The organism is Rhodococcus sp. FG69, assembly GCF_057808915.1.
The window spans coordinates 40,552-59,183 of sequence record NZ_JBMDIX010000004.1 but is presented as its reverse complement, the minus strand read 5'-3'; the positions used below and the strand labels follow the sequence as shown (position 1 = coordinate 59,183).

The following is an 18,632-nucleotide window of genomic DNA, read 5'->3' as shown; positions in this document are numbered from 1 at the left end:
CGATCTACTCCCCAGTTGTGCGCTCGGATCGACCGCGGGCGCACATTCGGGGCGTACATCGTCGAGGCCTGACGTGACGCCGAGCAGATGCTCACCACCCAGGTCCGTTTTCACCCACTGTTTACACCCGGACGCGTTGTTTACATTCGACGCCTTTCGTTGCGCGAGGAAAGGGAAATACCGTTCGGGACAGGAGCATTGGCGCACCCACAAATTCGGACAATTCACCCTGAACTCATTCGACAGCGAGGAATCACATGTCCGATACGGTCGACACCACCTACGACAACTCGGCGATGGACCACGAGGAGGAGGGCTATCACAAAGGCCTGAAGCCCCGACAGCTTCAGATGATCGCGATCGGCGGGGCCATCGGTACCGGTCTATTCCTCGGTGCCGGCGCACGACTCGAAAGTGCAGGCCCCGGCCTCTTCCTTGCCTATGCCCTGTGCGGCATATTCGTCTTCTTCATACTCCGGGCACTCGGAGAATTGGTGCTGCACCGTCCGTCGTCGGGATCGTTCGTCTCCTACGCTCGCGAGTTCTTCGGCGAGAAGGCGGCCTTCGTCGCGGGGTGGATGTACTTCTTGAACTGGGCGATGACAGCCATCGTCGACGTCACCGCAATTGCGACATACATGCACTACTGGGGCTCCTTCGAGGTGATCCCACAGTGGGTCATCGCGTTGATCGCGTTGGTTCTCGTCATGAGCCTCAACCTCATCTCCGTCAAATGGTTCGGTGAGATGGAGTTCTGGGCCGCGATGATCAAGGTGGTCGCGCTCGTGACATTCCTGATCGTGGGCATCGTCTTCCTCGCCGGCCGCATTCCAGTCGGGACCGAGATGCCGGGTATCAGCCTGATCACCGACAACGGCGGTTTGTTCCCCTCGGGCGCGTGGCCGCTGGTCATCGTCATCTCGGGTGTCGTCTTCGCCTACGCAGCCGTCGAGCTCGTCGGTACGGCCGCGGGAGAGACAGAGAACCCGGCGAAGATCATGCCGCGGGCCATCAACTCGGTCATCGCCCGCATCGCACTGTTCTACGTCGGCTCCCTCGTTCTACTGGCGCTGCTCCTCCCCTACACCGCGTACTCGGCCGGCACGTCTCCGTTCGTGACGTTCTTCTCGAGCATCGGTCTCGGTGGCGCGGGCACGATCATGAATATCGTCGTGCTGACGGCCGCGTTGTCGAGCCTCAATGCGGGGCTGTACTCGACGGGTCGAATCCTGCGTTCGATGGCCATGAACGGCAGCGCTCCCGAATTCACCAAGAAGATGACCAAGGGCGGCGTGCCCTTCGGCGGCATTCTGCTGACCTGCTTCATCACACTGTTCGGCGTCGCCCTCAATGCGATCGCACCGGGCGAGGCGTTCGAGATCGTGCTGAACATGTCGGCCCTGGGCATCATCGCGAGCTGGGCAACGATCGTGCTGTGCCAGATCCAGCTCTATCGATGGTCCAAGAAGGGGATCCTCGAACGACCGAAGTTCCGACTGTTCGGAGCGCCCTACACCAGCTACGCGACACTGGTGTTCCTGTTCGGTGTCCTCGTACTGATGGCATTCGACGCCCCGATCGGTTCGTGGACCATCGCGACACTCGTCGTGATCATCCCGGCACTCATCGGCGGCTGGTACCTGGTCCGCACCAAGGTCCTCTCGGTGGCCGAAGAGCGCATCGGGTACACCGGCAACTACCCCGTCGTCGCCAACAGGCCCCTCGAGGACGACGAGTTCAACGCGTGAGTAAGACGCTAGTGGTATCGGCGTAGAACGCCTCGCAGCCCCGCCCCGAAGGGTGACCTCCGGGGCGGGGGTTCGGGCGCGGGGGCGGCCAGCGCGCGAGCAACCGCGTCGCTCAGGTCCTTGCACGTCGCGTAGCGGTCCGCTGGATTCTTCGCCAGCGCCGTCGCGACGACGCCGTTCAGCCCCTTCCGCAACGACTTTCGACGCTCGGTCACCACGGGCGGGGGTGCGTTGAGATGAGCATCCGTGATCGCCAGCGGAGTCGACAGCGGGTAGGGCGGCTTTCCGGTGAGCAGTTCCACCAGCGTCGCCCCGAGCGCATAGATGTCCGTTGCCGCCGTCAGTGTCTCCCCGCGCAGCAATTCCGGGGCGGCGTACCGAATGGACGCCATGACGGTCCCACCGGCGGCAAGCGGCGTCGAATCGTCGAGTAGACGCGCAATCCCCCAGTCGGACAACAGCACCTGCTCGTAACCGTCCGGCGGCACTTCGGTGCTGATCAGTATGTTCGACGGCTTCACATCACGATGCAGAACGCCGCACGAGTGGGCGTAATCGAGTGCCTTGGCAACTTCGCTGATGATGCGGGCTGCGCGGACCGGCTCCAACGCGATCTGCCCCCGAGCTACCAAACGTGCTGCGCTGTACCCCTCGACGTAGTGCATCGACATCCACAGCTGGCCTTCGTATTCTCCGTGTGCGTGCACCGACACGATGTTCGGATGGTGCAGTCTCGCCGCGATCTCGGCTTCGCCGATGAACTTGGCCCGAAGCTGTTCACTGTGCGAGGCTTCGCTGTTGAGGATCTTGAGCGTTTCGCGGCCTGCGACCAGGTACACCTCGCTCATACCGCCCACCCCGAGCAGACGCTCCACCGTGTACCCGGCGAAGACGTCACCCGGCGACAGGCGGCCGCGCGTCACGGTGAGACCGGTATCGGAGATTCGTCGCCGGCCGACGATCGCGCGAGAGCGACCGTCGCAGCGATCATGGCCACCACAGCGACAACCAGAACGGCCGAGACACGCCGGTCGGCGGCCAAGTACTCCCCCAGGACGAGGAAACCGAGCGCCGACGCCACGACGGGTTCCATGACGGTCGTCGCCGGCAACGAAGCCTGCAGTGCACCCGCTTGAAATGCAGACTGCTGCAGCGTGATCGCACACACCGCGACACCGATCAGTGCGTACAGTTCGACGGACGTCACCAGCGGAACGACCCCGCGAGACACCAAGTGGACGACGCCCTTGGTCAGGACGGCCGCGACCCCGAACAACGCCCCGCCCGCGACGCCCAGCAGCAGTGCTTTGCGCGCACCCGTGCTGCGATGAGCCGCGACCACGCACGCCGCTACGAACGGGATACCGATCAGGCAGATCATCACCCAGTGCCGAGCCTCGGCACGCTCGATCCCCGGTTTCGGATCGCCGACAACGACGAGAATCGCCACGGACGCCGTCAGTGCCGCAGCCCACAACCATTCTCCGAGCGAAATGGTTCGGTGCGCGAATCGTGCACCGAGCGGGAGTGCGAACAGTCGCGACAGAACGAGCAGTGGTTGGACCAGCAGCAGCGACCCGAGACCGAGCGCCACCGCTTGGAGCGCGTACCCCGCGATCCCGACGACGGTGCCCACCCACCAGATCGGATGCCTCACCAGCGCAGCGATCGGGCCGAGCACGCCGTTGTCCTCGACTGGAACCTCCGCAGCCGTCCGCTGGCGCACTACGGTGCCGATCGCGATGCACAGCGCAGCGCCCAACGCGAGGACCACCACCAAGAGCGTTTGCGGCACGAAGAAAACAGTAGTGGGAGGACACCCCATCAGCGACTCGTGCGATTCATCGAATTCGCATGCACCAGTTAGGTCAGCTACGGTGTTCAGCGGCACTTGACCATATACAGGGAAAAAGCACGAGAACCGATAGTGGTCGGCCCGGCACGGTCGCCGCACCTCGAACCGAGTGGCCAAGCATCGGCCGCCGTCCACGATTCGCATACGAAATTGTGAGGACGGAAGCGCCAATGAGTTCAGACAAGAAACCCAACGCAGTCAAGGAAGCGTGGGCCGGCCTCCGTAAGCCGGTCTTCATTCCAGCGTCCATCGTGATCTTCGTGATGATCACGTTCGCCGTAGTCTTCGCGGGAACGGCCGAAGGCGCGTTCGAATCGCTCAACGCCGCAATCACCGACGGTGTCGGGTGGTGGTACATCCTCAGCGCAACCGGGTTCGTGGTCTTCGCCATCTACTGCGGTGTGAGTCGTGTCGGCAACATCCGACTCGGACGCGACGACGAGAAGCCCGAATTCGGGGTGCTGTCGTGGTTCGCGATGCTCTTCAGCGCAGGCATGGGCATCGGCCTGGTGTTCTACGGCGTCGCGGAGCCTCTGTCGCACTACGTGGTGCCGCCGGAGGCCGGGGGCGTCGCAGGGTCGACCGATGCCGCCGCCAATCAGGCGATGGAGCTGACCCTCTTCCACTGGGGTCTGCACGCGTGGGCCATCTACGTCGTCGTCGGACTCGGTCTCGCATACATGACCTACCGCAAGGGACGTCCGCTCTCGATCCGCTGGCTTCTCGAGCCTCTGCTGGGACGTAAGCGGATCGAAGGTGCGATCGGACACGCGATCGACACCATCGCAATTGTCGGTACGTTGTTCGGCGTCGCCACCTCGCTCGGTTTCGGCGTCCAACAGATTTCTGCAGGACTCGAGTACCTCGGGTGGGTCGATACCAACAACTGGTCGACGGTCATTCTCATTGCATTCGTGACCGGCCTCGCGACGTTCTCCGTTGTGTCCGGCGTCTCCAAGGGACTCAAGTGGCTGTCCAATATCAACATGGGAATGGCGGCCGGCCTTGCGCTGTTCGTGCTGATTCTCGGACCGACGCTGTTTCTCCTTCAATCCTGGGTGCAGAACCTCGGCGGCTACGTCCAAGCACTCCCCGAGCTGATGCTGCGCACCTCCCCGTTCTCCGACGACGGCTGGGCGGGTTCCTGGACCATCTTCTACTGGGGATGGTGGATGAGCTGGGCGCCGTTCGTCGGTATGTTCATCGCCCGCATCTCACGCGGTCGCACCATTCGCGAATTCGTGTTCGGCGTGCTTCTGGCACCGACCGTCATCGGCTCGCTGTGGTTCACCATCTTCGGTGACGCCGGCATTCTCCGGCAGCGCGAGCAAGGCGACATGCTCGTCGACGGCGCAGTCGATACCAACACCAGCCTCTTCCAGCTGCTCGACGGGCTCCCGCTGGGGATCATCACCAGCGTGCTGGCAATTCTGGTCATCGTGTTCTTCTTCGTGACGTCGTCGGACTCGGGTTCACTCGTCATCGACATCCTCTCTACCGGAGGCGATCTCGATACCCCGAAGATCACCCGCATGTACTGGTCGGTTCTCGAAGGCGTCGTCGCAGCGATCCTGCTTCTGATCGGCGGAGCCGGTTCGCTCACTGCCCTGCAGACGATGTCGATCGCGACGGCTGTACCGTTCTCGATCATCCTGGTATTGGCCTGTGTGTCCATGCTCAAGGCTTTCCGCTACGACGTTGCGACAACGCCTCGCTACGTCCGCGTCACCCAGACATCGACGACGACCGAATCCGAAGAGCCTGTGGAAACAGCGTCGCCGACATCGGGTGCAGCCGTTCGAAATACAAAACGTTTTCGGGGAGCAGGTATCTCGTCGACGTTCGCAGGTCTGAGTCCGTCACGGGCAGGAGTCCCCACTCCTCGAGAGGGCGACGTCGTGCTCGCGGTGCACGAGGTGCACAGCGAGTCACTGGAAGTCCACCCAGAGACCGGAGAAGTCGAATACTCGGCGAACAGCGGCCCTGTGGACCCACTGGGCGGAGAGGTGTTCGACACCCAGGAGTTCGCGGATTCCCATGAGGGACAGACGCAGTCGAACTCGTAACGACAGCGAGCAACATACAAGAAGGGGCCGCCCCCCTTCTCATGTGTCGGTCAAGTTCGCCTCGGCCCAGACGGACAGTTCATGAAGCGCCGGCAGCAGCGCGTTCCCGGACGGCGTCAACCGATACTCGACGGAGATCGGCGGTCCCTCGTCCACGTTCCGGTCCACGAGGCCGGCACGGGTGAGCTCCCCCAGCCTCTCGGACAGTACCGAATCACTGATCCCCACCACCGACCGTCGCAGCTGCGCGAAACCGGTAGGTCCGTTCATGAGCGTCGCGAGGATGATCCCGTTCCATCGTTTGCCCAAGAACTTGAAGGCGCGGGCCAGCGCACCGTCGCACGCACGCACGTCGTGCTCTTCACCGCTGGCCATGCCCTCCACACTACCGAAGGTGCTACTGTCTGACGTGCCACTCTGTTTTTGCTAGCGACTTCGGAAAAGAGGCCCTGCGGCTGCCATGTTCATTGCAACCATGATCGTTTCGATCTTCCTGGCTTGTGCGCTCGTGATGTCGGCTGTAGGCAAGCTGACCAAGAGCGACTCCGTAATCCCCGGCATGGAAAAGGTCGGCGTTCCCGTCGACAAGATCGCTATCCTCGCCTACTTGGAAATCGCTGGTGCGATCGGACTCGTAGTCGGCCTCTTCTGGTGGCCTATCGGTGTCGCGGCAGCCATCGGAGTGATTCTGTACTTCGTCGGTGCCGTCATCGCGCACCTGCGGGTAAAGGACATTTCCGGGGTCGGCCCGGCAGCTTTCCTCGCTGTCGTCGCAATCGCCGCGTTGGTTCTACGTCTGCTGACCGTCTGACCAGTCGTACTGCATCTGCCGCGCGGTGAGCGTCGCCACCTCGGCGCTCACCAACCGCGCGACCAGGTGAAGGGCGAGATCGAGGCCGGCACTGATGCCGGCCGACGTCGCGATGTCACCGTGATCGAGGTACCGAACGTCCTCGCGTACATCGAGTTCCGGCCACTGGCGTCGTAAGTCCTCGATGTCTTCCCAGTGCGTCGTCACCGGTCGCGAATCCAGAACTCCGGCCTGGGCCAGCAAGAATGCGCCGGTACACACCGATGCGACCAATTCTGTTGCCGTCGAATGTTCTTCGATCCAGGATAGTGCTGCTACATTCGCCGATACTTCATCGACGACGCCACCGGGCACCAGAACGACGTCGTAGTGGCGCTCGTCCGCGATCGTGGTGTCGACCGCGATGCGCATACCCCCTCGCGCGCGGACGGGACCGTCGTCGACGCCGACCAACACAACCTCGAATGCGGGTTCGCCGCCGGCCCTCGTCGTGACTCGGTTCGCCACCGAGAAGACCTCGAACGGTCCACAGGCGTCGAGAACCTCGACCTCGTCGAACATCAGAATTGCCAGCGAGCGCGTCATACCGGAGGATCCTAACGGCGCCAGGTCAGCTGGGGATAGCTCAGCTCGACGTCGTCGACACGATGATCGGCACCATCACGGCCGCCATGACCGCGGCGTTGACGTCCTGAACCGCCTTCCGCACGGCCGCACTTGCCCATTCACCCTCGGCAATGTGCTTGGCCCGCGCCTTCGCCATCTTCTTGTCGACGCCCGGCAGAACCTTGGGCACGGCATCGATTGCCGATACCAGGGAAATCAGCGCGGATATCTCCGGCGTCGGGGTCGTACCGTCGACGATGGAATTGCCGATCCACTGACGCGCCCAGTTCTTTCGCGTCGTATCCAGGGCCGGCCAGCTGGTCGACGGGAACAGTCCGAGGATCTTGTCGTGCCTCTCGGTCACGAAGCCCTGCTGCGCGAGCCGAGATCCGACTTCCTTCTGCAGGTTCTTCTGCAGCTTCTCGATTGCCTTCTGCGGCTTCATCGGATTCTTCTCGGTTCCGATGAGCGCGTGCGCTCGCGCGAGAAGCGGATCGGGTGGCGGTGGGCCGGACACCACCAATCGGCCTTCCTTGACCTGCTCACCCTTGACGGTGATGCGAACCGACCCGTTCATCGCCAGCTCGAGCACCAGGCCACCGGCGAGTACGCGAGGGAACTTCGTGCTGTCGACTATCGGCTTACCGCTGCTGTCGTCGACCAGAAGCAGGAACACGTCCTCTGCGATCAGCGTCATACCCCGAGGGTACCCACGACGTAGGGGTAGGACACCTCGATCATATGCTCCAGGACAGCGACGTCGATGTCGGCGAGTGTGTTGACATACAGGCAGCCCGCGCCGGTCTTGTGCTTGCCCAGCGTATCGAGCAGCGCCTTCGAATCCGGTGCATACGTGAGGCCGTAGATGGCGAGCGACGCCTTTCTCGGCGAAAACCCCACTGCCAGTGCGTCACCCTCACGGCCGGTGTCGTAGCGGTAGTGATAGGCGCCGTAGCCGACCATCGTCGGACCCCACATCACGGCAGGCTGTCCGGTGATGCGGGCGAATGCCTCGTGCAGCGCGAGCCCATCCGCGCGGCGCACCGGATGTTCGACACTGTCCAGCCAGGCACGGACGTCGACGTCGCTCGGCTCTGTCTTGTTCTTGCTCATGTCAGTTCAGGTATCGCTGCCAGTTCGATGGCACCAGATCCTGCGGACCAGGTGTGGACTGATCGAGTGGATGATGCTGCGGCGGAGCGAGATCCGGCCCGTCGTACATCTGCTCGTCGGCGTAGCTGTAGTACCAACTCTCGCCCGGTTCGAAGCTCCGGATGAACTGGTGGCCTGTGCTCTCGGCGTGCTTGCTCGCATGTTGCGATGGCGAGGAATCACAGCATCCGATATGCCCGCACTGCGCACAGCGGCGGAGGTGAAACCACCATCCCTCCGACGCAGCACATTCCACGCAGCCCGGCCCCGAGGGTGGAACTTCGGTATCGATCCCCGGTATTGGATCGCTCATGAATCCTCCTGATCGTGTGCAGGATCTATCGGTAGCCTGACGATGAATCGGGTGTCTCCGGGCTCGGATGTGAGGTTCAGATCTCCCTGATGTTTCTTGACGACGATCCGCCACGAGATGTCCAAACCGAGGCCGGTTCCTTCACCCACCGGTTTGGTGGTGAAGAACGGCTCGAAGATTCGAGACTTGATCGCGTCGGGCACTCCGGGACCGGTGTCACAGATTTCGATCTGAACCTGGTCGTGATCGAGAACGGTACGCACGGTGAGGGTTCCGACTCCGTCCATCGCCTGAACCGCATTGTCGATGAGGTTGGTCCACACCTGGTTCAACTCGGCTGCATAGGCGGGGATCGGCGGTACGGCGGGATCGTATTCCTTGACGACGGCGATGTCGTCACCGATCTTTCGAGCGAGCATCACCAGTGTGCTGTCGAGTAGTTCACGAATATCGACGGTCTGATAGGGCGCCCGGTCCATCTGCGAATACTGCTTCGCGGCTCCTACGAGCGTGGACACCCGCGTTGTCGAATCGGCGATCTCGTTCATCAACAACTCCGTTTCCACGGTGTAGTTGAGCCATCTGATCGCACCTTCGAGAGTCTTGGACTCGTCGACCGTCGCAGCCACCTTCTCGAGCCACGCCACGTCGAGTCCCGCCTGCACGAACGTCGGCGCCAAATCCCAACCTCCCGCGATGTCGTGGTCGTCGAACCAATCACCGAGCTCGTCCTCCCGATCCGACGCTTCGAGCGGCGTCAGTTTGGGTGCTTTCGCGACAAGTTCGACGGCTTCTTCCTGCAGCCCGACGAGGGAGGTGAGCGACGTGCGATCGAGCGAGCCGTTCGCGATCATCTTCAGCTTCTGCCGCATGTGCGCGACTCGGTCACGCAGCGCCGACGTCGCCCGAACAGCTGCTGCTGCAGGGTTGTTGAGCTCGTGGGTCAGCCCTGCCGACAACGAACCCAACGCCAGAAGCCGTTCCCGCTGATCGACGATCTGCTTGGTGTTGCGAGCCCCGATGAACAAGCCTTCCAACAGATGAAGTGCCATCGGGAACCACTCGGCGACGATCTCGGCGAAGCAGTCCGCGTCGAGCACGAAGAATCGCGAAGGCTCGGTCACCCGAAGCGAACTCGGGTAGACCTGCGGGACCCGCTCTCGCAGATACGCCTGCCAGGCGCCGGCATAGACACCGCGCTGCGAGGTCCGGCTGATCACCAGATCCTCGCCACCGGACAGCTTGGACAAGACCAACGAGCCTTCGATCAGCACGTAGAAGCAGGTCGCCGGCTCACCTTCGGCGAACACCGGGCCCGGCTCGATGATCTCCACGTGGCCTTGCTCGCACAGTTCCTCGAGCTGATCGTCGCTCAGCTTCTCGAACAGGAAGAGCGTCTTCAGCTCGGCCGGGCTACACGAAAGCTGTGGGCCGGTCACGGGTTGGCCAGGTATCTGTGTACGAGCATCACTGCCATCGCTCCTTCGCCCACTGCCGACGCGACACGTTTCGCCGAGTCGGACCGTACGTCCCCTGCCGCGAAAACCCCGGGAACACTGGTCTCCAGGTGATGCGGCAGCCTGTCGCGATCCCACCCCGAAGGACCTCGACCGTCGACCACCAGATCGGGTCCGGTGACGACGAACCCGTGTTCGTCGCGGACGACGAAGCCGTCGAGCCACTCGGTTCGAGGTGCCGCGCCGATGAACAGAAACAGATACTGCGCAGCGACCGTCTCCTCGGAGTCAGTCGCCTTGTTGTGCAACGTGATCGACTCGAGGTGATCGTCACCGGCGACGCCGACCACCTCGGTACACGTGCGCACACTGATTCTGGGGTGCTCGTCGATCTGCTTGATCAGGTAGTACGACATCGACGCCTCGAGCGATTGCCCCCTGATCAGAATCGTCACCGACTTCGCCCCGCGTGCCAGATAGACCGCGGCCTGACCGGCGGAATTCGCGCCACCGACGATGTAGACGTCCTGTTCCGCGCACCGCGCCGCTTCGGTCATCGCCGAGCCGTAGAACACGCCTCTGCCGGTGAAGTTCTCGATTCCAGGCGTCGCCAGTTGCCGATATGCCACGCCCGTCGACAGGATCACGGTCTGCGCGTCGATGCTGCGGCCGTCGGCGAATCGGACCGTCCGAGCCGAGCCGTTGGCTTCCAGACCGACCACATCCTGCGTCGTCACCACCTCGGCGCCGAACTTGAGTGCTTGCCGACGCGCTCGCTCGGCCAGCTGGGCACCGGAGACGCCGTCGGGAAATCCGAGATAGTTCTCGATGCGGGAACTCTGGCCGGCCTGACCACCCGTCGCCGTCCGCTCGATGAGCGTCGTACGAAGCCCTTCCGACGCGCCGTACAGCGCTGCACCCAACCCTGCGGGACCACCGCCGATGACCACGAGATCGTAGAACTCACCTGACGGAGTCGTCGTCAGCCCCAGATGTTCGCCCAGCTCGGAATCGGACGGAGCGCACAGCGCCTTGCCGTCGGAGGTGACGACCACGGGACAGTGCGTGTCGTCGACGCCTGCGGAGGTCAACAGGCGAGCGCCCTCCGGTTCGTCGGACATGTACCAGCGATACGGAAGCTGGTTGCGGGCCAGGAATTCGCGAACCTCCGAGGACCGAGCCGACCAGCGGTGCCCGACCACCTTCGTCTCCTCGATCGGCCGATGATCCGAGGAACACCACGCCTCGAGTTGGGCGTCGAGCACGGGGTAGAGCTTTTCCTCGGGAGGATCCCACGGCTTGAGGAGGTAGTAGTCGAGGTCGATGACGTTGATGGCGTCGATCGCGGCGTCTGTGTCCGCGTATGCGGTGAGCAACACGCGTCGCGCCTGGGGGTACAGGTCCATGGCCTGTTCGAGGAATTCCATGCCATTCATCTGTGGCATGCGGTAATCGGCCAGCAGTATTGCTACCGGGTGGCCGCGCAGTTTGAGTTCTTTGAGGGCATCGAGTGCCTGAGCACCGGATTCCGCCCGGATGATGCGGTAGTTCTCGCCGTAGTGACGACGGAGATCGCGTGCGACGGATCGAGATACACCCGGATCGTCGTCGACGCTGAGGATTGCAGGCTTCATGACCCTCCCGGTCGGGCTTCTACTTGGCTACAAGTATGCCGCTGCGGGGGCGAGCCTGCGCGGGTCTCAGATCTGGCCTCGCATGATCATGTCGATTTCGCGGGGAGTCAGTAGCCGCTCGAGCTTCTCACTCGGCCACGTGCGTGGGCTTCCGCTCATGCGTGCCGAATCGAGCAGCGGCACCGACGAGCTTGGACGAGAAAAGATCGAATGAAGGTTCACGATCTATCACTCCGAACAAATACTGGTTGTGGCCTGGTTCCTCGTTCGTTCTATCGACCAGTGTTCGCCTCTCGTTACCGGTTTTGTGTGAGGCGCGCGGGGCGAGTTTCTTCAGGGGCCTCGGTGGGTACAGGCAGGACCATAACCGTGAAAAGGGGCTAGAAGTGAATACATCGCCAACGGGTGCCGTCGAGAACGTCCAGAGCAGCGCCCTCTTCGAGAAGGCGGCCCGCGCCGGGCACTTCGTCAGTGGTCTGCTGCATATCCTGATCGGCTACATCGCGATTCGACTCGCATTCGGCCAGGGCGGCAACGCCGACCAATCCGGCGCCCTCGCCGAGCTCGGAAGCAAGCCTGGCGGATCGATCGCCCTGTGGGTTGCGGTCGTGGCGTTCGTGGCGCTCGCCCTGTGGCGCGTGATGGAAGCAATCGTCGGCAAGAAGTCCGACGAGGACGCCGGCAGCGCGATGGACCGCCTCAAAGCCGCAGCGCTGGCCGTCGTCTACATCGCCTTCGCATGGTCGACGTACGGCTTCGCGAGCGGATCCGGTGAATCGAGCGGCCAGCAGAACGCGAGTATGACCGCCCAGCTGATGGAGAACACCCTCGGCAAGCTCGTGCTGATCGTCGTGGGCCTCGTAGTCGTCGGCGTCGGCGGATACCACGTTTACAAGGGCGTGTCGAAGAACTTCCTCGACGACCTGGAGGGGTACAGCGGCAAGGCGGTCGAGCGTCTCGGTATCGCAGGCTACGTCGCGAAAGGCCTAGCGCTGATCGGCGCCGGTGGCCTCGTCGTCGTCGCGGTGTTCACCTCCGACCCGAGCAAGGCGACGGGCATCGACGGGGCGCTCAAGACATTGGGCTCGCAGCCGTTCGGACAGGTGTTGCTCGTCGCCGCCGGGATCGGGATCGCGCTGTACGGGTTGTACGCGTTCGTGCTCGCGCGGTACGCCAAGATGTGACTTCTCGCGCGTAGAACCGGCTGAAAATGAGCAGGAAGCCACACTTGCGCTCTCATCACGCGGGATCCCACGTAATTTCGGCGCAACTGTGCCGCCAGGCTCATTCATCCCCAACTGCGACCGCTATCCACAGGGAATTTCGTTTCCCAGGTCGGCCGCACCGGCACCACTCCCTCCCAGCCGATGCTTATCCGCATGCACCCACATGGCGTTGCGACTCGTGCCGAATTCGTCGCGGCCGGAATACCGAGCAGCACCATCACGCGCAGGTATCACCGCATCCTCCCTAAAATCTACAGCGCGGAAGAACCCACGCGCATCGCCCGCTGCTATGCCGTGACTCTGTGGCAACCCGGTGCGCTGCTCAGTCACCGCACAGCAGCGTGGCTGTACGGATGGGTGCCCGAGTCCCCCGGCGTCGAAGCCACTATCCCGCCGAACTCGAGCGCCCCTTCGACTTCGTGGCTGACCGTCTACCGCCGCGAGATACCGGACCGCGAGACCACCGAAGTGCAGCGCCTACCTGTCGTAGGTCGAGAACGCACGCTGATCGACTGCTGCGCAGTCATGCCCCAGGCGGATGTCTCGCGAATAGTCGACGAACGGCTTGCCGCCGAGATGGATGTCGATCACGTGCGGGCGTTGATTCGCAACAGTCCACGACGACGAGGCAATGCGCGCGCACTGGTCCAGATCGACAAAGCAGCAATGGGATTCGCGTCGGAACCAGAGCGGGTGCTCGATCGGGCGCTGATCCAGCTTGGAGTAAGACTGCAGACGAACGTGTGGGTGGGCCCCTACATCTGCGACTTCGTGGACGAGTTCGCCAGAGTGATCGTCGAGGTCGATGGTCGGGAGTATCACAGCGCCCCGGAAGTGTTCAGCAGAGATCGGACGCGCCAGAACGAGTTGGTGCTGGACGGCTGGCTGGTTCTGAGGTTCTCTGCGGTCGACGTGATGGCGCACCCCGAGAAGGTAGCCCGGCAGATCGCCGAGGTGGTTCGCCGACGCCGCGCCGCCCGCAGGTGACGACACGTCGTTTCCACCAATCTCGACGCAACTGTTCCACCGCGCCCAGGGGCCTGGCTAGGCTGTGTCGAATTGTGTGTGACGCCTGGTTGCATTCACCGATCTCGGAGGTACGCGTGAGCAAGACCCTGGAAGCCAGCATCGACGTCGACGCCAGCCCGGAACAGGTATGGAAGGTCGTGTCGGATCTGAAGCGCATGGGCGAATGGAGTCCGCAGTGCAAGAAGATGAAGGTTTTCGGTGGCGACGTCCGTAAGGGCACCACCACGCTCAACGTCAACCGCAAAGGATTCCTCGTATGGCCGACCACTGCGAAGGTGGTCGACTTCGCCCCCAACAAGTCCATCGCGTTCCGGATAACCGAGAACAAGACGATCTGGTCGTACACACTGACCCCTAACGGCACCGGGACCACGGTCGTCGAGAAGCGCGAGGCACCGACCGGCACCAGCGCGGTGTCCGGATTCCTCGTCAGCAAAGTCCTCGGCGGCACCGAGAAGTTCGACGTCGAGCTGATCGACGGAATGAACGAGACCCTTCGGCGGATCAAGTCGGAAAGTGAACTCGCAGGCAGATGATGTTTGCAGGTTGATCGTTGCGGGCAGTCCCTCTCAGCATCATTCGGCATAGTAGAGGGGGCACCACATGTTGGGCCTAAGCATCATCGGCTGGATCATCATCGGCGGACTCGCCGGCTGGATCGGCAGCAAGATCATGAAGACCGATGCCCAGATGGGCATCATCCTGAACATCGTCGTCGGCATCATCGGTGGACTGCTCGGCGGCTGGATTCTCAGCACCTTCCTCGACGTCGAAGGCGGAGGCTGGATCTTCAGCTTCCTGACCTGTCTTCTGGGCGCGTGCATCCTTCTGTTCCTCGTCAAGTTGGTCATGGGTCGCTCGCGGGTCTGACCCCTAAGCACGCATCGCAACTGCCGGGGCTTCTCACGTACTGTGTGAAGCCCCGGCAGTGTCCGTTTGGAAGCTGCACGTCGATCAGTACTAGGAGCGAAGTGGCCCGCCGTCCCACCCCGATCGGTCAACCGCCCCGCACCGGCATTGCGCACGTCGCCGACCTGGTGAAAGAGAGCGTTCCCCCGCTGCACCCAGCTGGATTCCCGTTCGTTGCCGGGCCGCTGGCAGTCGCCGTGCTCGGTCGCAGACACAAGTGGATCCGTCGTGCGGGGCTCACCGCCGCAGGCGCGTGCGCAACGTTCTTCCGGCATCCGAGTCGCGTTCCGCCCAATCGCCCCGGTGTCGTGGTGGCCCCCGCAGACGGGCTCGTCACACTCGTCGACACAGCGGTGCCCCCGGCCGAACTCGATCTAGGTACCGACGCAGTACCGCGAGTGAGCATCTTCCTGTCCGTTCTCGACGTGCACGTACAGCGTGTGCCCGTCGGCGGCGAGGTCCTCGAAGTCGTGCACCGGAAAGGCCAGTTCAAGTCGGCCGACCTTGCCGAGGCCAGCGAAGTGAACGAACGGAACAGCATGCACATCCGCACACCGTCCGGTCATGACGTCGGCGTCGTGCAGATCGCAGGTCTCATTGCTCGACGGATCATCAACAACGCGAAGGTCGGCGACACACTGTCGATCGGCGACACCTATGGGCTGATTCGATTCGGGTCCCGTGTGGACACATACTTCCCGGCCGGGACCACATTGCTGGTCGAACGCGGTCAGCGAGCGGTCGGCGCCGAAACGGTGCTCGCCGAGCTACCTCAGTAAAGGGTCTTCAAGGATGATCACCAGACGCGCCCGGCCGCCCGCTGCTGTGCGATTGTTGCCCTCGGTCGTCACCATCCTCGCGCTCTGCGCGGGGCTGTCGGCAGTGAAGTTCGCCCTCGAAGGACAGCTGGGTTTCGCCCTCGCCATGATCGGTGCGGCCGCGATTCTCGACGCGCTCGACGGACGAATCGCTCGACTGCTCGACGCCACCAGCAAGATCGGCGCAGAGCTCGATTCGCTGGCCGACGCGATCTCCTTCGGTGTGGCGCCCGCGCTCGTCCTGTACGTGACGCTGTTGGAGGGTTCGAGCACCGGGTGGATCATCGCGCTCGTCTACGCGGTCGCCATGGTGCTACGCCTCGCTCGGTTCAACACGCTGCTCGAAGTCGACGACACCCCCGGATACGCGAGCGAGTTCTTCACCGGTGTGCCCGCACCGGCAGGGGCCCTGATCGTGCTCACCCCGATCGCCGCGTATCAGGAATGGGGCGACGGGTGGTGGGCGTCGTTCTATGTGGTGTGCGGGTGGACCGTGTTCACAGCCGCTCTCGCGGTCAGCCGCGTCCCGACCCTCGCCTTGAAGACCGTGTCGGTACCGCCACGCATGGCCGCAGCCTTGCTGATTCTGGTCGCACTGGCAGCGGCCGCGTTGATCACCTTTCCGCTGGTGCTGCTGATGGTGCTGGTCGCGATCTACCTCGCACACATACCGTTCGCGGTCCGCTCGCAACGCTGGGTGGCCGCGCGCCCATACACATGGGATGCCAAGCCTGCCGAACGACGCGCAGAACGACGCGCGATCCGCCGCGCTCCCGGCAACAACCGACGTTCCGCCGCCCGACTCGGTCTTCGTAGGCCGAGATCTCCGCTGTGACGACGCCGGAGCTGGTTCTGACAGCTCGGTTGAACACCTCGGCGGCCGATGCCAGACGAGGCGTCGTGCGCTTGCATCCCGAAGTGCTTGCTGCACTCGGCATTCGTGAATGGGATGCCATCGCGCTCATCGGTGCGCGTCGTACGGCCGCGGTCGCCGGACGAGCCCCGTCGGACACCCCTCAGGGAACGGCGCTGCTGGACGACGTCACTCTGTCCAACGCAGGAATCAAGGAAAACGGCTCGATCGCGATTGCACCGGTCACCGTGTACGGAGCAAGATCGGTGCGCCTGGCCGGCTCGACGCTTGCGACCGGGTCGATTTCCGACGGCACCTTGCGTCAGGCGTTGCTCGGAAAGGTACTGACCGTCGGCGACACCGTCTCGCTCCTCCCCCGCGACCTCGGCCCCGGAACGAGCACGAGTGCTGCTACGCAAGCACTTTCGCGGACCTTCGGAGTCGCCTGGACCACCGAGCTGCTGACCGTCTCGTCGACGGACCCGACCGATGGACCGGTCAGCGTGCAACCCAACTCGGCAGTGGCGTGGGGCGAAGCAGGGGCGCCGACACCTGTCCGAACGGTGGCGACTGCCGTTCCCATCACCGAGCTGGTGGGAGTGAGCGCGCAGCGGGCGAAGCTGTCCGAGTGGCTACGGCTCGCGCTCGACGAGGCCGAACTCCTGGCGAAGCTCGGCGCATCGCCACACCTGGGTGTGTTGATCACCGGTCCCGCCGGTGTCGGAAAGGCGACACTTGCGCGCGCGGTTCTGGCCGGCCGTCCCGTCACCGAACTCGACGGCCCCTCGATCGGCGCACTCGACGCCCCCGCGCGGGTCGACGCCATATCCTCGGCCGTCGACAGCCTCTCCGGGGGCGGGGTTCTGCTGATCTCCGACATCGACGCACTACTTCCGGCGTCGACGGAACCGGCGTCGACGCTCGTCCTCGATAAGCTCAGGCGCGCAGTCGACACCCCCGGGATTGCGTTCGTCGCCACCACTGCGCACCCCGAATCCACCGATCCCAGGCTTCGCGCTCAGGACCTGTGCGATCGCGAACTCACACTGTCCTTACCGGATGGAGCAGGCAGGACCGCGCTGCTCGATCATCTCCTCCGTACATCGCCGACCGACAGCCTGGCGCTCGGCGAGATCGCGTCACGAACACCAGGTTTCGTCGTGGCCGACCTGGCCGCGCTCGTCCGAGAAGCAGCTCTGCGGGCAGCATCACGGGCCAGTTCGGATAGCTCGGATCCACGAATTACCCAGCGAGACCTCCTCGGTGCACTCGAGGTCATTCGTCCGCTGTCCCGGTCGGGGGCAGAGGAATTGGCTATCGGAAGCATCACTCTCGACGACGTCGGCGACATGGTCGAGACCAAACAGGCACTCACCGAGGCAGTACTCTGGCCGCTGCAGCACCCGGACTCGTTCTCGCGCCTGGGAATCGAGCCTCCCCGCGGCGTACTCCTCTACGGTCCACCCGGATGCGGAAAGACCTTCCTCGTCCGTGCGCTTGCCAGCTCAGGCCAACTCAGCGTGCACGCGGTCAAAGGTGCCGAACTGATGGACAAGTGGGTCGGATCCTCGGAAAAGGCTGTACGCGAACTGTTTCAACGCGCACGCGACTCGGCACCGTCGCTGATCTTTCTCGACGAAGTCGACGCACTCGCACCGCGACGCGGACAGAGTTCGGACTCCGGCGTCGGAGATCGGGTCGTTGCGGCGCTCCTGACCGAGCTGGATGGCGTCGAACCACTGCGTGATGTCGTAGTCCTCGGGGCCACCAACCGGCCTGATCTCATCGATCCCGCACTGCTCAGACCGGGCCGCCTCGAACGCCTGGTCTTCGTGCCACCGCCGGATGCCGACGCACGCAAGGACATCCTTCGGGCGTCGGGCAAGTCGATTCCGCTGGCGGACGACGTCGACCTGGATTCGCTTGCCGAAGGGCTCGACGGGTATTCCGCTGCGGACTGCTCGGCACTGCTCCGTGAGGCCGCCCTGACTGCGATGCGTCGGTCCATGGAGGCCACCGACGTCACCGCTGCCGATGTCGAGGTTGCGCGCCGGACGGTCCGTCCGTCGCTGGATCCCGAGCAGGTCGAACATTTGAAGGCCTACAGCGCTACGCGCTAGTGGCACGATTGGGTGCACCCTGGTGCACTTAACCG

General features: G+C 63.4%; 20 protein-coding genes. 11 read left to right on the top strand and 9 right to left on the bottom strand.

From position 1 onward, the window contains the following. Nucleotides 1-257 precede the first annotated feature (257 nt). Nucleotides 258-1,748 carry an amino acid permease gene (locus ACODSO_RS05180; RefSeq protein WP_489035553.1) on the top strand — a complete coding sequence of 497 codons (1,491 nt, stop codon included), beginning with the start codon at nt 258-260 and terminating at the stop codon, nt 1,746-1,748. Nucleotides 1,749-1,756: 8 nt separating this feature from the next. On the opposite strand, the gene ACODSO_RS05175 is transcribed toward ACODSO_RS05180, so the two are convergent. Together ACODSO_RS05175 and ACODSO_RS05170 are read right to left on the bottom strand one after the other, a co-directional pair. After that, nucleotides 1,757-2,671 carry a serine/threonine-protein kinase gene (locus ACODSO_RS05175; RefSeq protein ID WP_489035551.1) on the bottom strand — a complete coding sequence of 305 codons (915 nt, stop codon included), beginning with the start codon at nt 2,669-2,671 and terminating at the stop codon, nt 1,757-1,759. After that, nucleotides 2,668-3,543 carry a DMT family transporter gene (locus ACODSO_RS05170; RefSeq protein WP_489035549.1) on the bottom strand — a complete coding sequence of 292 codons (876 nt, stop codon included), beginning with the start codon at nt 3,541-3,543 and terminating at the stop codon, nt 2,668-2,670. Before ACODSO_RS05170 ends, ACODSO_RS05175 begins: the two co-directional genes overlap by 4 nt. Before the next feature lie 230 nt (nt 3,544-3,773). Between ACODSO_RS05170 and ACODSO_RS05165 the strand changes: the two genes are divergently transcribed. Beyond that, on the top strand, nt 3,774-5,669 hold the full coding sequence (locus ACODSO_RS05165; RefSeq protein ID WP_489035547.1) for a BCCT family transporter: 1,896 nt from the start codon (nt 3,774-3,776) through the stop codon (nt 5,667-5,669). Nucleotides 5,670-5,708: 39 nt separating this feature from the next. Here ACODSO_RS05165 and ACODSO_RS05160 read toward each other — a convergent pair whose 3' ends face one another. After that, on the bottom strand, nt 5,709-6,044 hold the full coding sequence (locus ACODSO_RS05160; protein ID WP_489035545.1) for a winged helix-turn-helix transcriptional regulator: 336 nt from the start codon (nt 6,042-6,044) through the stop codon (nt 5,709-5,711). A gap of 100 nt (nt 6,045-6,144) precedes the next feature. On the opposite strand from ACODSO_RS05160, the gene ACODSO_RS05155 reads away from it, so the two are divergent. Next, complete coding sequence (locus ACODSO_RS05155) at nt 6,145-6,480, top strand: DoxX family protein (RefSeq protein ID WP_489035544.1); 336 nt, start codon at nt 6,145-6,147, stop codon at nt 6,478-6,480. On the opposite strand, the gene ACODSO_RS05150 is transcribed toward ACODSO_RS05155, so the two are convergent. Genes ACODSO_RS05150 through ACODSO_RS05125 form a run of 6 tightly spaced genes read right to left on the bottom strand, consistent with a single transcriptional unit; the run spans nt 6,460 to nt 11,642 of the window. Then, the gene (locus ACODSO_RS05150) at nt 6,460-7,065 is read right to left on the bottom strand and encodes a DJ-1/PfpI family protein (protein ID WP_489035542.1); all 606 of its coding nucleotides are present in this window, start codon (nt 7,063-7,065) and stop codon (nt 6,460-6,462) included. The genes ACODSO_RS05155 and ACODSO_RS05150 overlap by 21 nt on opposite strands. Nucleotides 7,066-7,105: 40 nt before the next feature. Further along, nucleotides 7,106-7,783, bottom strand: a complete 678-nt coding sequence (locus ACODSO_RS05145) for a GOLPH3/VPS74 family protein (protein ID WP_489035540.1) — start codon at nt 7,781-7,783, stop codon at nt 7,106-7,108. Then, complete coding sequence (locus ACODSO_RS05140) at nt 7,780-8,199, bottom strand: DUF1801 domain-containing protein (protein ID WP_489035538.1); 420 nt, start codon at nt 8,197-8,199, stop codon at nt 7,780-7,782. Before ACODSO_RS05140 ends, ACODSO_RS05145 begins: the two co-directional genes overlap by 4 nt. 1 nt (nt 8,200) lies before the next feature. Beyond that, the gene (locus ACODSO_RS05135; protein WP_489035536.1) at nt 8,201-8,551 is read right to left on the bottom strand and encodes a UBP-type zinc finger domain-containing protein; all 351 of its coding nucleotides are present in this window, start codon (nt 8,549-8,551) and stop codon (nt 8,201-8,203) included. Continuing rightward, nucleotides 8,548-9,990 carry an ATP-binding protein gene (locus ACODSO_RS05130; protein WP_489035534.1) on the bottom strand — a complete coding sequence of 481 codons (1,443 nt, stop codon included), beginning with the start codon at nt 9,988-9,990 and terminating at the stop codon, nt 8,548-8,550. Before ACODSO_RS05130 ends, ACODSO_RS05135 begins: the two co-directional genes overlap by 4 nt. After that, nucleotides 9,987-11,642 carry an NAD(P)/FAD-dependent oxidoreductase gene (locus ACODSO_RS05125; protein WP_068380322.1) on the bottom strand — a complete coding sequence of 552 codons (1,656 nt, stop codon included), beginning with the start codon at nt 11,640-11,642 and terminating at the stop codon, nt 9,987-9,989. Before ACODSO_RS05125 ends, ACODSO_RS05130 begins: the two co-directional genes overlap by 4 nt. On the opposite strand from ACODSO_RS05125, the gene ACODSO_RS05120 reads away from it, so the two are divergent. The 8 genes from ACODSO_RS05120 (at nt 11,641) to ACODSO_RS05085 (ending at nt 18,597) form a co-directional block, all read left to right on the top strand. After that, complete coding sequence (locus tag ACODSO_RS05120) at nt 11,641-11,856, top strand: hypothetical protein (protein WP_489035532.1); 216 nt, start codon at nt 11,641-11,643, stop codon at nt 11,854-11,856. The genes ACODSO_RS05125 and ACODSO_RS05120 overlap by 2 nt on opposite strands. 172 nt (nt 11,857-12,028) lie before the next feature. Further along, nucleotides 12,029-12,826 carry a DUF1206 domain-containing protein gene (locus ACODSO_RS05115; protein ID WP_489035530.1) on the top strand — a complete coding sequence of 266 codons (798 nt, stop codon included), beginning with the start codon at nt 12,029-12,031 and terminating at the stop codon, nt 12,824-12,826. A 195-nt stretch (nt 12,827-13,021) separates the two neighbouring features. After that, nucleotides 13,022-13,855 carry a DUF559 domain-containing protein gene (locus tag ACODSO_RS05110; RefSeq protein ID WP_489035528.1) on the top strand — a complete coding sequence of 278 codons (834 nt, stop codon included), beginning with the start codon at nt 13,022-13,024 and terminating at the stop codon, nt 13,853-13,855. Nucleotides 13,856-13,971: 116 nt separating this feature from the next. Then, nucleotides 13,972-14,433 (top strand): SRPBCC family protein, encoded by a 462-nt coding sequence (locus ACODSO_RS05105; RefSeq protein ID WP_489035526.1) that lies wholly within the window; start codon nt 13,972-13,974, stop codon nt 14,431-14,433. A gap of 67 nt (nt 14,434-14,500) precedes the next feature. Then, entirely contained in the window at nt 14,501-14,767 is a 267-nt protein-coding gene (locus ACODSO_RS05100; RefSeq protein ID WP_068380309.1) for a GlsB/YeaQ/YmgE family stress response membrane protein, read from the top strand. Nucleotides 14,768-14,868: 101 nt separating this feature from the next. Next, nucleotides 14,869-15,585 carry a phosphatidylserine decarboxylase gene (locus tag ACODSO_RS05095; protein WP_489035524.1) on the top strand — a complete coding sequence of 239 codons (717 nt, stop codon included), beginning with the start codon at nt 14,869-14,871 and terminating at the stop codon, nt 15,583-15,585. Between the two features lie 13 nt (nt 15,586-15,598). Then, complete coding sequence (gene pssA / locus ACODSO_RS05090) at nt 15,599-16,459, top strand: CDP-diacylglycerol--serine O-phosphatidyltransferase (RefSeq protein WP_068380303.1); 861 nt, start codon at nt 15,599-15,601, stop codon at nt 16,457-16,459. Beyond that, nucleotides 16,456-18,597, top strand: coding sequence for an AAA family ATPase (locus ACODSO_RS05085; protein ID WP_489035522.1), 2,142 nt, complete (start codon nt 16,456-16,458; stop codon nt 18,595-18,597). The genes pssA and ACODSO_RS05085 overlap by 4 nt, the downstream gene beginning before the upstream one ends. Nucleotides 18,598-18,632: the final 35 nt, after the last annotated feature.

Excerpts from the sequence above, each read along its gene's own strand:
- ACODSO_RS05155 (WP_489035544.1), top strand. The coding sequence starts at position 6,145 with ATGATCGTTTCGATCTTCCTGGCTTGTGCGCTCGTGATGTCGGCTGTA.
- ACODSO_RS05100 (WP_068380309.1), top strand. The coding sequence starts at position 14,501 with ATGTTGGGCCTAAGCATCATCGGCTGGATCATCATCGGCGGACTCGCC.
- ACODSO_RS05125 (WP_068380322.1), bottom strand. The coding sequence starts at position 11,642 with ATGAAGCCTGCAATCCTCAGCGTCGACGACGATCCGGGTGTATCTCGA.
- ACODSO_RS05145 (WP_489035540.1), bottom strand. The coding sequence starts at position 7,783 with ATGACGCTGATCGCAGAGGACGTGTTCCTGCTTCTGGTCGACGACAGC.
- ACODSO_RS05160 (WP_489035545.1), bottom strand. The coding sequence starts at position 6,044 with ATGGCCAGCGGTGAAGAGCACGACGTGCGTGCGTGCGACGGTGCGCTG.
- ACODSO_RS05165 (WP_489035547.1), top strand. The coding sequence starts at position 3,774 with ATGAGTTCAGACAAGAAACCCAACGCAGTCAAGGAAGCGTGGGCCGGC.
- ACODSO_RS05135 (WP_489035536.1), bottom strand. The coding sequence starts at position 8,551 with ATGAGCGATCCAATACCGGGGATCGATACCGAAGTTCCACCCTCGGGG.
- ACODSO_RS05120 (WP_489035532.1), top strand. The coding sequence starts at position 11,641 with ATGACCCTCCCGGTCGGGCTTCTACTTGGCTACAAGTATGCCGCTGCG.
- ACODSO_RS05150 (WP_489035542.1), bottom strand. The coding sequence starts at position 7,065 with ATGACGCGCTCGCTGGCAATTCTGATGTTCGACGAGGTCGAGGTTCTC.
- ACODSO_RS05110 (WP_489035528.1), top strand. The coding sequence starts at position 13,022 with ATGCACCCACATGGCGTTGCGACTCGTGCCGAATTCGTCGCGGCCGGA.
- ACODSO_RS05180 (WP_489035553.1), top strand. The coding sequence starts at position 258 with ATGTCCGATACGGTCGACACCACCTACGACAACTCGGCGATGGACCAC.
- pssA (WP_068380303.1), top strand. The coding sequence starts at position 15,599 with ATGATCACCAGACGCGCCCGGCCGCCCGCTGCTGTGCGATTGTTGCCC.
- ACODSO_RS05140 (WP_489035538.1), bottom strand. The coding sequence starts at position 8,199 with ATGAGCAAGAACAAGACAGAGCCGAGCGACGTCGACGTCCGTGCCTGG.